This window comes from Bacteroides sp. CAG:189 (assembly GCF_000432295.1).
In the GTDB taxonomy this organism is placed as follows: domain Bacteria; phylum Bacteroidota; class Bacteroidia; order Bacteroidales; family Bacteroidaceae; genus Bacteroides; species Bacteroides salyersiae.
In genome coordinates this window covers 44,188-57,836 of the sequence record NZ_HF991121.1, presented here as the reverse complement: position 1 = coordinate 57,836, position 13,649 = coordinate 44,188, and the positions used below count along the sequence as shown (strand labels likewise).

General features: G+C 43.7%; 15 protein-coding genes. 5 read left to right on the top strand and 10 right to left on the bottom strand.

The window, feature by feature from the left end; translation table 11 throughout:
* Positions 1–73: 73 nt before the first annotated feature.
* The 5 genes from QVP90_RS17475 to QVP90_RS17455 all read right to left on the bottom strand — a co-directional run bounded on the left by QVP90_RS17475 (position 74) and on the right by QVP90_RS17455 (position 4,979).
* Positions 74–1,084, bottom strand: a complete 1,011-nt coding sequence (locus tag QVP90_RS17475; protein ID WP_085930784.1) for an AAA family ATPase — start codon at positions 1,082–1,084, stop codon at positions 74–76.
* A 64-nt stretch (positions 1,085–1,148) separates the two neighbouring features.
* Complete coding sequence (locus QVP90_RS17470; protein ID WP_021937133.1) at positions 1,149–2,471, bottom strand: DUF4350 domain-containing protein; 1,323 nt, start codon at positions 2,469–2,471, stop codon at positions 1,149–1,151.
* On the bottom strand, positions 2,468–3,088 hold the full coding sequence (locus tag QVP90_RS17465) for a DUF4129 domain-containing protein (RefSeq protein ID WP_007478756.1): 621 nt from the start codon (positions 3,086–3,088) through the stop codon (positions 2,468–2,470). Before QVP90_RS17465 ends, QVP90_RS17470 begins: the two co-directional genes overlap by 4 nt.
* A 12-nt stretch (positions 3,089–3,100) precedes the next feature.
* Entirely contained in the window at positions 3,101–4,036 is a 936-nt protein-coding gene (locus QVP90_RS17460) for a hypothetical protein (RefSeq protein WP_005925928.1), read from the bottom strand.
* Positions 4,017–4,979 (bottom strand): stage II sporulation protein M, encoded by a 963-nt coding sequence (locus QVP90_RS17455; RefSeq protein ID WP_005925930.1) that lies wholly within the window; start codon positions 4,977–4,979, stop codon positions 4,017–4,019. The genes QVP90_RS17460 and QVP90_RS17455 overlap by 20 nt, the downstream gene beginning before the upstream one ends.
* A 99-nt stretch (positions 4,980–5,078) precedes the next feature.
* Here QVP90_RS17455 and QVP90_RS17450 point away from each other — a divergent pair, with 99 nt between their 5' ends.
* Positions 5,079–5,810, top strand: a complete 732-nt coding sequence (locus QVP90_RS17450; protein WP_021937132.1) for an RDD family protein — start codon at positions 5,079–5,081, stop codon at positions 5,808–5,810.
* Between the two features lie 168 nt (positions 5,811–5,978).
* Here the strand turns inward: QVP90_RS17450 and QVP90_RS17445 are convergent, their stop codons facing one another.
* The 3 genes from QVP90_RS17445 to dnaE all read right to left on the bottom strand — a co-directional run bounded on the left by QVP90_RS17445 (position 5,979) and on the right by dnaE (position 10,531).
* On the bottom strand, positions 5,979–6,314 hold the full coding sequence (locus QVP90_RS17445; protein ID WP_005925937.1) for a hypothetical protein: 336 nt from the start codon (positions 6,312–6,314) through the stop codon (positions 5,979–5,981).
* Positions 6,315–6,346: 32 nt separating this feature from the next.
* Positions 6,347–6,661: a thioredoxin gene (gene trxA, locus QVP90_RS17440; protein ID WP_005925940.1), complete on the bottom strand. Its 315-nt coding sequence runs from the start codon at positions 6,659–6,661 to the stop codon at positions 6,347–6,349.
* A gap of 75 nt (positions 6,662–6,736) precedes the next feature.
* Positions 6,737–10,531 carry a DNA polymerase III subunit alpha gene (dnaE, locus tag QVP90_RS17435; protein ID WP_005925943.1) on the bottom strand — a complete coding sequence of 1,265 codons (3,795 nt, stop codon included), beginning with the start codon at positions 10,529–10,531 and terminating at the stop codon, positions 6,737–6,739.
* A gap of 162 nt (positions 10,532–10,693) precedes the next feature.
* Between dnaE and QVP90_RS17430 the strand changes: the two genes are divergently transcribed.
* From QVP90_RS17430 to QVP90_RS17420, 3 genes are all read left to right on the top strand, one after another.
* Positions 10,694–11,380 (top strand): phosphatidylserine decarboxylase family protein, encoded by a 687-nt coding sequence (locus tag QVP90_RS17430; protein WP_025818970.1) that lies wholly within the window; start codon positions 10,694–10,696, stop codon positions 11,378–11,380.
* A gap of 11 nt (positions 11,381–11,391) precedes the next feature.
* Entirely contained in the window at positions 11,392–12,099 is a 708-nt protein-coding gene (pssA, locus tag QVP90_RS17425) for a CDP-diacylglycerol--serine O-phosphatidyltransferase (protein ID WP_005925949.1), read from the top strand.
* 62 nt (positions 12,100–12,161) lie between these two features.
* A complete protein-coding gene (locus QVP90_RS17420; protein ID WP_021937131.1) occupies positions 12,162–12,446 on the top strand; it encodes a DUF4834 family protein in 285 nt (94 codons plus the stop codon).
* Positions 12,447–12,453: 7 nt separating this feature from the next.
* Here the strand turns inward: QVP90_RS17420 and QVP90_RS17415 are convergent, their stop codons facing one another.
* Entirely contained in the window at positions 12,454–12,888 is a 435-nt protein-coding gene (locus tag QVP90_RS17415) for a nucleoside deaminase (RefSeq protein ID WP_007478758.1), read from the bottom strand.
* Positions 12,889–12,900: 12 nt separating this feature from the next.
* Entirely contained in the window at positions 12,901–13,134 is a 234-nt protein-coding gene (locus tag QVP90_RS17410; protein WP_005925957.1) for a hypothetical protein, read from the bottom strand.
* Between the two features lie 143 nt (positions 13,135–13,277).
* On the opposite strand from QVP90_RS17410, the gene QVP90_RS17405 reads away from it, so the two are divergent.
* Positions 13,278–13,643: a YraN family protein gene (locus QVP90_RS17405; RefSeq protein WP_021937130.1), complete on the top strand. Its 366-nt coding sequence runs from the start codon at positions 13,278–13,280 to the stop codon at positions 13,641–13,643.
* Positions 13,644–13,649 lie beyond the last annotated feature (6 nt).

Here is a 13,649-nt window from a genome sequence, read left to right as displayed (position 1 = left end):
TTTTAGTCGATATTCAATGGCAACTTTTCCTTCTCCCATCTCCCTTCTCCCTTCTCCCATCTCAACTCTCCCCTCATTTCGGTACCTCTACTTTGTCGATGAGCCGTTGCGTCACCTTTACCGGAGAATAGCCTTCCATTTCTGCTTCTGCTGTGAGAATAAGGCGGTGCTGGAGTACATAGGGAGCTACGAACTTAATGTCCTCGGGAGTTACGAAATCGCGTCCCTGCAGAAGGGCATACGCCTTGGAGGACTGCAACATAGCCACAGAAGCACGGGGCGAAGCACCCAGATAAACCGCTTTACTGGTACGGGTTTGCTGCACGATAAGAGCAATATACTGCAACAGTGTGCGATCCACGAACACCTTATCCATCAGCTTGCGGAATGCCAGCAATTCGTCACGGGTAATTACGGGATGAACATCTTCCAGCTTCACCAAAGCAGCATTCGTATGATGACGTTCAAGAATGCTCACCTCCTCTTCCAGCGACGGATAATCCATCGTTATCTTCATCAGGAAACGGTCGAGCTGAGCTTCAGGAAGTTTATACGTACCCTCCTGTTCCACCGGGTTCTGAGTGGCAAGAATGGTATAAAGTTCTCCCATCCGGTAAGTTGAGCCGTCGATACTGGCCTGCCGTTCCTCCATCACTTCAAAAAGGGCGGACTGTGTTTTTGCCGGAGCACGGTTGATCTCGTCTACCAACACCACATCGGCAAATACAGGACCGCGATGGAAATCAAACTCATTGGTCTTCAAATTAAAAACCGTAGTACCCAACACATCACTCGGCATCAGATCGGGTGTAAACTGTACGCGGCTAAACTCAGCGTCGATCAGACGCGCCGTAAGACGGGCAAGCAATGTTTTCGCCACACCGGGCACACCCTCTATCAGCACATGACCGTTGGCAAGAATCGCTGTAAGGACAAGATCTACCGTGCGTTCCTGTCCCACAATGATCGAAGCGATCCGTGCTTTCAGCGCACCGATCTTTTCGGCAAAAAGAGTTAAATCAGTACGTGGAACTTCATTCTGTACCTCTTCCACAAAAGATGCGGAAGGCGTTGCTTCTGCCATGGGTTCATTCATATCATTCATAAGCTATCTATTATATCGGGTTCAATATTTCATTTATTATCATCTACATCCGGCTTAATATTTCATTCATGCCGTCTATATAATCTTTCATCTCCTGTTCCGAAACGTTCCGCTCCCCCTTGATGACAGGCCGCAAGCCGGCAAAGAGCCTTGCAATCTTCTCTTCTTCCATACCCGTTTTGTAGGCTATTTTCCGGTAAAGGGTTCCTTCATCGACCTCCTCTTCCACATCTACCTGTATATTCCGTCGCAAAGCCTCTGCAAAATAAGTAAACTTCTTACGCACCAAATCCGCATGATTCTTCTTCTGAAAGTATAGCGTCCCTATCAGTTCGGTAAATTCCAGTGTCTTGTTCTCCGGTTGGCGGATAACCGGAATCGGTCTCTGCCGCCTACGAGCAGTAAACGCCATGAAGAGCACGAGTGCAATCATCGTCAGATAAAGCCCCCAGCGAAGAGGTGGCTGCGACAGAAAATAACGGAATGGCGAACGTTGTTCATACTCCGATTTATTATAAGCCTCCGTGCGATACAACGGCAAGTCTTTCGCCGGTGAGAGCAAACGGAAGATATAAGCGGCATTATTTTTATCGAGTGCACCATAATTGGTAAACAGCAGAGGAGTAGAGATAAGGACAATCTCTCCTTTTCCTACAGGACGCCGCAGAGCAAGCACTCCCGTAGGCAATTCAACAGGAAATCGTACCGAATCCTGCGACTCGGGCAATGTATCTTTCAACTGGCTTCGTATCAGACTATCTGCAGCTAACGTTATCGAGTCTTTTCGTGACGCGGCTGCCCGGTCTCTCCTCACCAAGGGTATGGAAAGCGAATCATATTTTGTAAAAAAGGCATCACACAGTTGCGGATAAACCTCGAAGATCGCCGCAGGATAAGCACTCGCAGAATCAGCCAACCAATACAGGCTGTCGCGACGATTGACCGCCCCTACATATTTCTTTAACTCCGAAGCACGAAACCATGCATAAGACATATCATACCCTAATGTATCGGACAGCGAAAAACCGGTAGCCGCCAGTATCACCTTATTCCCCCGTTCTGCCAGACGCATAATCGCATTTCTATCGGTTTTCGTAAACTGAAAGCGCTGGGCAACAGCAAGTATGGCAAGAGGTTCGTCCGTCGTATCATTCTCAAAATTATAGAAAGTCCAATCATTCAAATAATAATCTCCCGGCCAGGAATCCGTCAGCACATCATCGAAAATAGCACATCCGAACGGCTGGTAATCATACCGGCTGAAAGTAGGATTCCACACAAACTTCTTCGGCAGGTTATATTCCACCAGAAACATGACAGCCAGAAAGAGCACCATAGCGAGAATAAACCAACGACTGCCTTTCATACCCCACCTCCTTCTACCATTTCCTTCTGAAAGGCTTGCATCTCACGATAAAGGACAACGGTTGCTTCAAAGTTACCATAGCGAACGCGAAGAAAACGATTGGTCAATTCACGGAAAGGAGTTTTCAGGGTGTCAATCTTTATTTCATAAATATACTCGGTCGGCGTCTTATAAGGTTGCCAGTCTATTTTCCCGGCGTCACTCAAAAACTTCAAGGTCTGAAGATAAAGCAGTCTCACTGCTTCCCGGTAATCATTGCGGAAAACGGCCGCGTCTATCTCTTTCTGAAAATCCACGCCATAGATGGTATCCTCCTCCACGCGGTAGGGCAAAGTTCTTTTCGAACGCATAAACAGTTCCGGACGCTTCTTATAGATAAACCAGACAATCAATAATAGCGCAACGACAAACAACGCAACCAAGATCGTTTCCGTATATTTTTCAGCAAATGTGCTACCGAATATTTTCTGCAACAACTTACCCAACCACAAATTAAGCCACGCAATGAGATCGAACTCAGGCGTGATTAATTCACGGTTATAATCATACTCCGGTTGACCTTGCCAATAGGCAACGGTGAGCGAGTCATAAACGATCGTATCGGCTGGTGCAGTCATCCGATCGTACTATCAAAGATTATCGAAATTATCAATGTCTTCTTCTACAGAAACACTGTCCACCACTTCGGAAGCATGTCCGTATTGATAAGCCAGGCCGATAATGGTGAATATGGTAGAAAGATACATTCCGAAAGCCTGTAGAATCCCCATTAAATAGAGGAAGAAATTATAAACGGGAGAGATGGTAACCGCACTTCCACTATCACTCATAGCGAAAAAGTATTTCACAATAGTAGCCACATACCAGGGCAGCATTGTGATACCTTGCAGGATACCGCCAATCAATCCCATTATCAAAGCAATGAGAAAAACACCGCCCCAAGTCGCAAATCCCAAACGGTACGTCTTTTTGAATGCTTCCCAGATACCGATATTTTCAAACAAATAAATCGGCGAAAACAAAGACAGAGGAATCACACAAGCCACCAACATCGGAAGAGTGAGAATCAAGGTGAAAGGAGTAAGAGCGGCCAACAACCCCATAACCACACATAGGATAATCATTATCAATATACCGAACAAGGTAAGTTTCAACAACCGGCCCACATTTTTAAACAACAGAGATTTCAAAGAAGAAAGGGTAACTCCTTCCAAGCGCTCTTCACGTTCATTGTAGGTCTTGATCAGTGCATAAACCAGTGAGGTAAGGATAACAGAGCCGATGAGGTAACAAATTATAGTCAATCCGTAATTCACCCAGAACATCGTTCCGAAATCTGCCAAAGGATTGGCAGCGCCGGCCTTAACCCCCATCGTGATACCCATAGAGCCATTCATCAGCCCATTCAGGCTCAATGCCTGAATCAGACACAAGGGCAATATCAGATACGTGGCAAACTTGAACAAAGGTTTCCAGTTCTCCTTTATAAAATCAAATGAAGCGTTCATCTTATCCCCGAAAGAACGCTTTACATACATTGCTACTTTAGCTTTTTGTGACTCCATGTTGTTTTCTATTTGGTAAATAAATATAGTAGAAGATAATAAATGCAAGTGAAAGCAGAATAATACCTAACCGGAGTACCGTTGGAAACTCGGTATGACGCGTAAGGAAACCTTCTATAAAACCCGCCATGATAAATACCGGAACGGTTCCCACAACTATTTTCAATCCCCTCTTGGCTCCCCGCCGGAAAGAAGCGGTGCGCGAATAAGTACCCGGAAACAGCCAGCCATTTCCAAGTGCCAGTCCGGCAGCACCTGCCACAATGATCGCCCATATCTCAAGCGTACCGTGCAGCCAGATGGCCAGCATAGATTCGGCCAACAGTCCCTCTCCGTAAAAGAAAGTCTGAAAAGCCCCTACCATGATTCCATTGGAAAGCAACATATACCCTGTTCCGAAACTGGTCAACAATCCCATCGCAAAGCAATTGAAAGATACCATGATATTATTCAGCGTAATGCCCAAGAACATAGGCATCTCCTCCGAACCGTTATATACCGCCATCGGTTCACCGTTAGCTATATTTTCAAGTGTCATATCCACATAGCCATTGCCCAGAATCAACCGGACAAAGTTCGGATCATTCCAAGCCGAAATGATACCTATCACAACACTGGCAGCGAAAATGAGAAAAGATACCAACAATTCCTTACGGGCATCATGCATCGTTTGCGGCACTTCCTGCGTCCAGAAAGTAATAATCCGAGTCCACTTTTCGCGCTTATTGCGATAAATCACATTGTGCAATGCAAAAGCCAGATTATTGAGATAAATGGTGATACGGGAAGAAGGATAATGGGTCTGTGCAAAAGCTAAATCGGCGGTAAGTTCCGTATATGCGTCGGCCAGACGGTCGGGATTAAACTTATCAGCTTTCTCCACCACCTTCTCTGTCTCTTTCCATTTTTCAATGTTCCGGCGAATAAACGTAACTTCTTTCATCGTTTAAGGGATTCGAATAGAAGTTTTGTCCGAATCCGAAGCAAAAGTAAGAGATTTATGATATATTTGCAACGGAATCACAAAAATGTTTAAATAGAAATGGCAGAATCCACTATTATTACAGGGCAGTTTGTACGTATCAGCCAGACACCGGCAAGTATAGGCGAACGTATGCTGGCTCTGATTATAGACTATTTCTTCCTGTTCATTTATGTAATAGGATTCAGTGTTACTCTGTCTTATCTTAGGATTCACGCTTATTCCGGCTTTTCATTCTTCTTTCTTTTTGTGATTGTTTACCTGCCGGTACTCTGTTATTCGTTGTTGTGCGAAGTCTTCAATCGCGGGCAAAGTCTGGGAAAACGCTTGCTGAATATCCGGGTGGTGAAAGCTGACGGATCCACACCGAGTCTTAGTTCTTATCTGCTGCGTTGGCTTCTCTTTCCTATCGATTTACCGATCACAGGCGGATTGGGAGTTATCGTCATTTTATTGACTAAGAATCATCAACGTTTGGGCGATCTGGCCGCCGGAACGATGGTCATCAAAGAAAAAAATTATCGTAAAATACAAGTCAGTCTCGACGAATACGACTACCTGACCAAAGGTTACCATCCGGTATATCCTCCGGCAGCCGACTTATCACTGGAACAAGTGAATGTAATTAATAAAACGCTCGCTTCTGGAAGTAAAGACCGTACCCGGCGTATACGCCAACTGGCCGATAAAGTACGTACACTCCTATCCATAAAACAGATAGAAGGAAATGATGAGAAATTTCTGCAAACGCTGTTGAGGGATTATCAATATTATGCCTTAGAAGAGATATGATAAAAGAGTAGTAAGTAGTTAAGTAGCTAAGTAGTCAAGTAGTGAGTAGTAGATAGTTAAGTAGGTAAGTAAGAGAAATACATTAGGCAAATCATTTCTACTTGACTACTTACTACTTGACTACTTAACTACTTGACTACTTAGCTACAACAGGAATTCCGGAAAGAGTTATTCTACTTGCCCCAGAGAGTTTCCATATTCCATTTCTCCCTGTACCACAAAAAGAATCTCTTCGGGATCAAACTCTCCCATTTCATCTTTCTTGGCCTCCTTAACAATATAGTCCACCACTTGCTCCAGGTCAATGTTGACATAACCTTCTTCATCGGGTTGGGCATCCAAGATACCACTTTCAGAGTAATACTCGTCAATCAAATCCAAGAAATAGTAAAGTTCATCATCAGTGAACTTTTCCTTCAGTTCCTGCGGCAAATAGTTTTTGATATACTCGATGGTTTTTTCATCATCGGCATCAGCAAGTAAAAAATCGTCTTCCAGTCCCATAGTTCAATGTTATTAAGTTGAAAGCTTATAAATTATAATAAGTTCTTCACTTTTTCCACAAATACAGGTTTGCCAACCGCACCTACCTGCTTATCTACAATCTCTCCGTTCTTAAAAAAAAGAACAGTCGGAATATTACGGATACCATATTCGGCAGCCATATCGCTATTTTCATCTACATCGCATTTACCGATGATAACCTGTCCTTCAAACTCCGTTGCCAATTCCTCGATGATAGGACCTACCATCTTACAAGGCCCGCACCAAGGGGCCCAAAAGTCAACAACAACCGGCTTTCCTTCTGTGAGGATCTCCTTATAGTTGCTGTCTGTAATTTCTAAAGCCATAATTTTAAAAGTTAATAGTTAGAATTAAGCAGCCCGGAAGTTTTATATACCCTCCGTGCTACGTTGCAAATATAATCAATTTATCCGAAACTCAAGTTCGGGACGTTCCTTTAAATAAGAGATCAATTCTCTCCCTACCGACAATTTTACCGGGCGGGATATCAGATCGACCACCATCTTTTCATCCTTATCGGTTACCTTAAAATAAAGCTCGGTATTTCCCGGATGATCTTTGGTCAATGAAGACAGTTCCGCCACAAGAGCAGAGTTCAAAGCAGACAAAGGAATCAGAATTGTAATCTTCTCCACTAATTTCTCTTTTACATCGGGAAGCAACTCCATCGAGGTGATCTTGACATCCAATTCTTCCGGACGCCATTGCTTAGGCTGGCAACGCGCCTTTATAAACAAGAAAGTACCTTCACCCAGATAACCCTGGAAGGTAACCCAATCGTTTCCGAAGAAAGGAAGTTCTGCCGAGCCGGAATAATCTTCTATCTTGGCAATGCCGTAAGGATTACCGTTCTTGCTGATTCCTCTGCGCACACTGGTCACAATACCTCCCATCGTAATCTCCCTACCGGCCAAAGCAGTCTTATCTTCAAGTTCGGCCATATGCGTATTGCAAACATGATCGAGCACAATGGCATATTCGTCCAACGGATGAGCCGACAGATAGATACCTACCAGTTCCCTCTCTTTATTCAGACGTTCCAAATCTCCCCAACGCTCAGCCGGCAGAATCTCCGGTGTTGCAATATCGATCACATTTTCTCCGCCAAACAACGAATTAACCGCAGCCGCCTTGTCGGCTTGGTAACGGTTACCATAACGCATCAGTGTTTCAAGGAAAACTTCTCCTTTCGAATTGACAGCAAAAAACTGTTCACGTTTCAACTCCGGAAAACTATCAAAACCACCCGACAACGCAAGGCATTCCATATTCTTCTTATTACAAGCATTCAAGTTGACCCGCTGTACAAAATCAAAGATACCCTTATACGGACCATTTGCCCGCCGTTCGTCCATGATACTCTGTACTGCAGCCTCTCCTACTCCTTTTACAGCACCAAGGCCAAAGCGAATGTCACCATGCTTGTTTACCGTAAACTTCAAGTTACTTTCATTCACATCCGGCCCCAATACCTGAATACCCATTGCCTTACATTCATCCATCAGCTTCGTGATATCGGTAATGTTCGACAAGCTTCGACTCATAACGGCAGCCATATACTCCGACGGATAATTTGCTTTCAGATAAGCTGTCTGATAAGCCACCCATGAATAACAAGTAGCATGCGATTTATTAAACGCATACGAAGCAAACTTCTCCCAGTCAGTCCATATTTTTTCCAATACTTTCGGATCGTGCCCATTCTTCCGACCACCTTCAATGAACTTTGGTTTCATGTGGTCCAGCTTATCACGCAATTTCTTACCCATCGCCTTACGCAGAGCATCCGACTCTCCACGGGTAAAATCGGCCAACAAACGGGACAGGAGCATCACCTGTTCCTGATATACAGTAATACCGTATGTATCTTTCAGATATTTCTCCATTATGGGAATATCATACTCGATCGGTTTGCGTCCGTGTTTACGATCGATGAAATCGGGAATGTAATCCATCGGTCCCGGACGATAAAGGGCATTCATGGCAATCAAGTCTTCAAAAGTCGTAGGTTGCAACTCCCTCAGGTATTTTTGCATGCCGGCAGACTCAAACTGGAACGTACCGACCGTACGCCCGTCACTATAGAGCTTGTAAGTAGCCGGGTCTTTAATGGAAATCGTATCGATATCCAGCTTTTCTCCTTTACTCAACCGAATATTTTCAACCGCTTCCTTAATGATGGACAAAGTTTTCAATCCCAAAAAGTCCATCTTAATCAATCCCGTATCTTCAATAACCGATCCCTCATACTGGGTAACAAGCATCTTTTCGCCTGTTTCCTTATCATCGGCCGTACTTACCGGCACCCAGTCGGTTATATCATCCCGGCAGATAATGGTACCACAGGCATGTACACCTGTACCACGCACATTACCTTCGAGCATCAAAGCATATTTCAATGTATCACGCACCAACGGATCAGGCGAAGCCTCAGCCGCCTGCAACTCCGGCACATAATCGATGGCATTCCGCAAATTCAGCTTTTTATCAGGTATTTTATCAGGCACCAATTTCGCCAGTCTGTCCGATTCAGAAAGAGGCAGTTTCTGTACACGCGCCACATCCTTGATAGCCAATTTCGTTGCCATCGTACCATATGTAATAATATGAGCCACCTTCTCATGACCATATTTTTCTGTTACCCAACGAAGCACTTCACCGCGTCCGTCATCATCAAAGTCAATATCGATATCAGGCAATGAAATACGATCCGGGTTCAGGAAACGCTCAAACAGCAAGTCATACTGAATCGGGTCGATTTTCGTAATCTGCAAACAATATGCAACAGCCGATCCTGCTGCCGATCCACGTCCCGGCCCGATGGAAACACCCATGTTCCGGCCTGCAGCGATAAAGTCCTGCACAATCAGGAAGTATCCCGGAAAACCCATCGTCTTCATGATATGCAATTCAAAAACAAGCCGTTCCTTTACTTCCGGACTCAAAGGGTCTCCATAAAATTTCTTCGCACCGTCAAAGGTCAGCTTTTTCAGATAATCCGCTTCGAGCTTGATACGATATAATTTATCATAACCACCCAAACGCTTTATCTTATCGTTTGCCGCCTCTTCGCTCAACACTACGTTTCCATTCTCATCTTGTGTAAATTCGTCGAAAAGATCTTTCTCCGTATACTTTTTGCGGTATTCTTCTTCCGTTCCGAAATCTTCGGGAATAGCAAAAGTAGGCATAATGGGCGCATGGTCGATGGAGTAGTACTCTACTTTATCAAGAATTTCGAGTGTATTGCTCAATGCTTCCGGAACATCAGCAAAGAGTTCGTTCATCTCCTCACGAGTCTTCATCCATTCCTGTTTGGTATAAAGCATACGTTTCGGATCGTCCAAATCCTTGCCCGTACTTAGGCAGATAAGACGATCATGCGCCTCAGCATGCTCTTCATTCACGAAATGAACGTCGTTCGAACAGATCAGCTTTACATTATATTTTTTTGAATATTCAATAAGGTGCTTATTCACATTTACCTGCAAAGGATATGCCTCGTGGTTCGCGCGGGGCACAGTAGCCTTATGACGCTGAAGTTCCAGATAATAATCTTCTCCGAACAGATTTTTATACCACTGAATGGCTTCCTCTGCTTCATCCAGCAATCCCTGAGTTATTTTCTTGGGTACTTCCCCTCCCAAACAAGCCGAACACACAATCAGGCCTTCGTGATACTTTTCCAATTCGTTGCGATCTGTACGCGGACGCATATAATATCCTTTCGTCCAAGCCTTAGACACTAACTTTATAAGATTATGGTATCCTTTCTCATTTTTGGCAAGAACAATCAAGTGATAGCCACTTTGGTCGGGTTTCCCTTCTTTCTTATCCAACGTACGGCGGGCTACATACATCTCACAACCTATGATGGGCTTGAATAATTTCGCTTCCGCTTCCGCTATTTTAGCCTTACAAGCGGCTATTTCCGCCTCCTTGTCTTCGCACTCCACTTTTCCGGCTTCAATAGCAGCCAGACGTTTCTTCTGGTCCTTTATCTCGCCTTTCGGCCCACTGTTTTTCTTATTGACATAGTTCGTGAATTCCTTGATACCGAACATATTTCCGTGATCGGTAACCGCAATTCCCTTCATCCCGTTCTTCATCGCTTTATCAACCAGCGCACTGACACTGGCCTGGCCATCCAGAAGCGAATACTGGGTATGGACATGTAAATGAACGAAATCCTGCATATTGATAGGTTGATTATTTTGAGCCATAAAAGTACAATCTATAAGGTTACTAACAAAAATAATGCCCAAAAAGTTATCAACATGTGTATTTCTATCGCTATTTACTTGCTGGATTTTCAAATTAAGTATATTTTTGCAGACAATTATCATTCATTAGCGCACATGGGTCGACTTAAGAAATTAAAAAAGATACGTATTCACCGTGAAGGCACACACATATTATGGGGCAGCTTGCTGTTACTACTACTTATCAATGTCGCCCTTTACTATGGAATAGAATGTAAACTGCCTTTTTATCTGGTGGTTCTGACCAGTATCATCGTTTACGGATTGATGGTTAACTTCTTCCGTTGTCCGAAGCGTCTTTTCGGAGAAGAAACGGAAAAGATAGTCGTAGCACCCGCTGATGGCAAGATTGTAGTTATCGAGGAAGTGGACGAACACGAATATTTTCACGACCGTCGTATTATGGTATCTATCTTTATGAGCATCCTGAACGTACATGCCAATTGGTATCCGGTAGACGGGACAGTGAAAAAGGTATCCCACCACAATGGTAAATTCATGAAAGCCTGGCTGCCCAAAGCCAGCACAGAAAACGAGCGCTCTACAGTAGTCATCGAAACCCCGGAAGGTGTGGAGATTCTGACACGTCAGATTGCCGGAGCAATGGCACGCCGCATCGTCACTTATGCCGAAGTAGGCGAAGAGTGTTACATCGACGAGCACATGGGATTCATCAAATTCGGTTCGCGTGTGGATGTATACCTTCCATTGGGTACAGAGATATGTGTTACAATGGGACAATTAACAACCGGTAATCAAACGGTTATCGCCAAACTGAAATAAAAACTGTCACAATGGCAAACATTTTCACTAAATATATCCCCAACACAGTAACCTGCCTAAATCTTTTTTCCGGTTGCATTGCTTGTGTCATGGCTTTTGAAGCACGCTACGAATTGGCTTTTATTTTTATTATACTAAGTGCGGTTTTTGACTTTTTCGATGGCATGCTGGCACGCTTACTGAATGCTCATTCCCCAATCGGTAAAGATTTGGATTCATTGGCTGACGACATCAGTTTTGGCGCAGCACCTGCATTTATCATCTTCTCCCTATTTAAAGAGATGCACTATCCTGCAAATATCGAATTCATAGCTCCTTATATGCCATATGCAGCTTTTCTTATTGCAGTGTTTTCAGGCCTGCGATTAGCTAAATTCAATAATGACACTCGTCAAACTACTTCTTTTATCGGTCTTCCGGTACCTGCCAATGCACTGTTTTGGGGATCATTGATAGTAGGAGCCCATGATTTTCTCATAACTCCGGCTTGTCATCCCGTCTACATTTTGATATTGGTAATGCTTTTTTCATGGCTATTGGTGTCGGAGATTCCAATGTTCTCATTAAAATTTAAAAATTTATCCTGGAAAGACAACAAAGTCAGTTTCATCTTTCTGATCATATGTATTCCACTACTTATTTTATTAGGCATTAGCGGATTTGCAGCAGTAATCGTATGGTATATTATACTTTCACTTTTTACAAGAAAAAATAAATAAACAATCCTTTTGGCACGTTTGTTGTACTATCAGTTTCAAACAACGTATAAAACTAATAGCCCATGCATATCTTAGGATTAATATTCATTTTTATCATAGCTATCTTTATTATCGGCGTCTCAGTCATAGGCGGCATCCTACGAGCTATTTTCGGCTTCGGACGACGTTCACGACCAACTCCGCACACTTATGCAACATCCGGTGAGAGGAGACAACAGCAAAGTTCTCAAAGAAGAGAGGAAGAAGAGGAAGTATACAATACGGAAGAGAACATCCACCCCCGAAAGCATAAGAAGATCTTCACGAAAGACGAAGGAGAATACGTTGACTTTGAAGAAATTAATTAATAATTATTCATCTTTTCGCCGCAAAAAAGGCTTTCATCAATGCAGCACACTCTTCCGCAAGCACCCCTTTGACAACGATCGTTTTGGGGTGCAATGCCTGAGCGGCATACCGTTGATATCCACGCTTCTCGTCTTCCGCTCCAAATACTAATCTTCCAGTTTGTGCCCAAGCTATAGCCCCGGCACACATTACGCAGGGTTCCACAGTTACATAGAGCGTACATTCATTCAGATATTTTCCACCAAGAACATTAGCGGCAGCAGTGATGGCTTGCATCTCGGCATGGGCAGTCACATCATTCAGTGTTTCCGTCAGATTGTGGGCACGCCCGATAATACGCTCCTTACATACGACCACAGCACCTACGGGAACTTCTCCCCTATCAGCCGCTTTCTGCGCTTCAACAAGCGCTTGCTTCATAAAATAAGTATCATCCAGCATATCATTACATTATCAGCGTCTCATATCGTGCTCACCAAAAAGGGTGGGATAATCTTCTTCCATATTCTTATGAATAAACATAAGAATCGTCTCGCGAAGCCAACGTGATTTATTTGTGATCTTATACTTTTCCAAATAACGATCTACAATCATCTGCTCGTCTTCGCTTAATAAAATGCTCATCCTCCGTTCACGCTTTGTAACTTCGTCGTGCATTCTCAGACACTTTTTCCCTCTCCTTTTCATATATTTTGCAAAATTACTTTTCCTTCTGTAAAAACAAAGAATAAAAAAGAGTATTTTTGCATTCCGACAGCTAAATTATGGTTATTAGCCACTAAGTCCCAGCTGCCAGCTACTAAATTCTAACTACTGACTACTCAAAAAATATGGCCGAGCACAACGAATTAGGAAAAGCCGGAGAAACTGCTGCGGTAGCTTATCTGGAAGCCCGTGGTTATGTGATCCGACACCGAAACTGGCGAAAGGGTCATCTCGAATTGGATATTGTGGCAGCTAAGGATAATGAATTGATCGTTGTAGAGGTCAAAACACGAAATAGCAATGATGTCATGCAACCGGAAGATGCAGTAACCCACCAAAAGATAAAAAACACGGTGAGAGCCGCAGATACCTATATCAAACTTTTCCAAATTGACGCACCGGTACGCTTTGATATCATCACAGCCATAGGCCGGACCGGCAATTTTAAAATAGAGCATATAAAAGAAGCTTTTTATCCACCCTTATTTTAAAAAGAC

Coding starts and splice junctions, on each gene's coding strand:
- QVP90_RS17475 (WP_085930784.1), bottom strand. CDS start 1,084: ATGGCAGAAGCAACGCCTTCCGCATCTTTTGTGGAAGAGGTACAGAAT.
- QVP90_RS17470 (WP_021937133.1), bottom strand. CDS start 2,471: ATGAAAGGCAGTCGTTGGTTTATTCTCGCTATGGTGCTCTTTCTGGCT.
- QVP90_RS17465 (WP_007478756.1), bottom strand. CDS start 3,088: ATGACTGCACCAGCCGATACGATCGTTTATGACTCGCTCACCGTTGCC.
- QVP90_RS17460 (WP_005925928.1), bottom strand. CDS start 4,036: ATGGAGTCACAAAAAGCTAAAGTAGCAATGTATGTAAAGCGTTCTTTC.
- QVP90_RS17455 (WP_005925930.1), bottom strand. CDS start 4,979: ATGAAAGAAGTTACGTTTATTCGCCGGAACATTGAAAAATGGAAAGAG.
- QVP90_RS17450 (WP_021937132.1), top strand. CDS start 5,079: ATGGCAGAATCCACTATTATTACAGGGCAGTTTGTACGTATCAGCCAG.
- QVP90_RS17445 (WP_005925937.1), bottom strand. CDS start 6,314: ATGGGACTGGAAGACGATTTTTTACTTGCTGATGCCGATGATGAAAAA.
- trxA (WP_005925940.1), bottom strand. CDS start 6,661: ATGGCTTTAGAAATTACAGACAGCAACTATAAGGAGATCCTCACAGAA.
- dnaE (WP_005925943.1), bottom strand. CDS start 10,531: ATGCAGGATTTCGTTCATTTACATGTCCATACCCAGTATTCGCTTCTG.
- QVP90_RS17430 (WP_025818970.1), top strand. CDS start 10,694: ATGGGTCGACTTAAGAAATTAAAAAAGATACGTATTCACCGTGAAGGC.
- pssA (WP_005925949.1), top strand. CDS start 11,392: ATGGCAAACATTTTCACTAAATATATCCCCAACACAGTAACCTGCCTA.
- QVP90_RS17420 (WP_021937131.1), top strand. CDS start 12,162: ATGCATATCTTAGGATTAATATTCATTTTTATCATAGCTATCTTTATT.
- QVP90_RS17415 (WP_007478758.1), bottom strand. CDS start 12,888: ATGCTGGATGATACTTATTTTATGAAGCAAGCGCTTGTTGAAGCGCAG.
- QVP90_RS17410 (WP_005925957.1), bottom strand. CDS start 13,134: ATGAAAAGGAGAGGGAAAAAGTGTCTGAGAATGCACGACGAAGTTACA.
- QVP90_RS17405 (WP_021937130.1), top strand. CDS start 13,278: ATGGCCGAGCACAACGAATTAGGAAAAGCCGGAGAAACTGCTGCGGTA.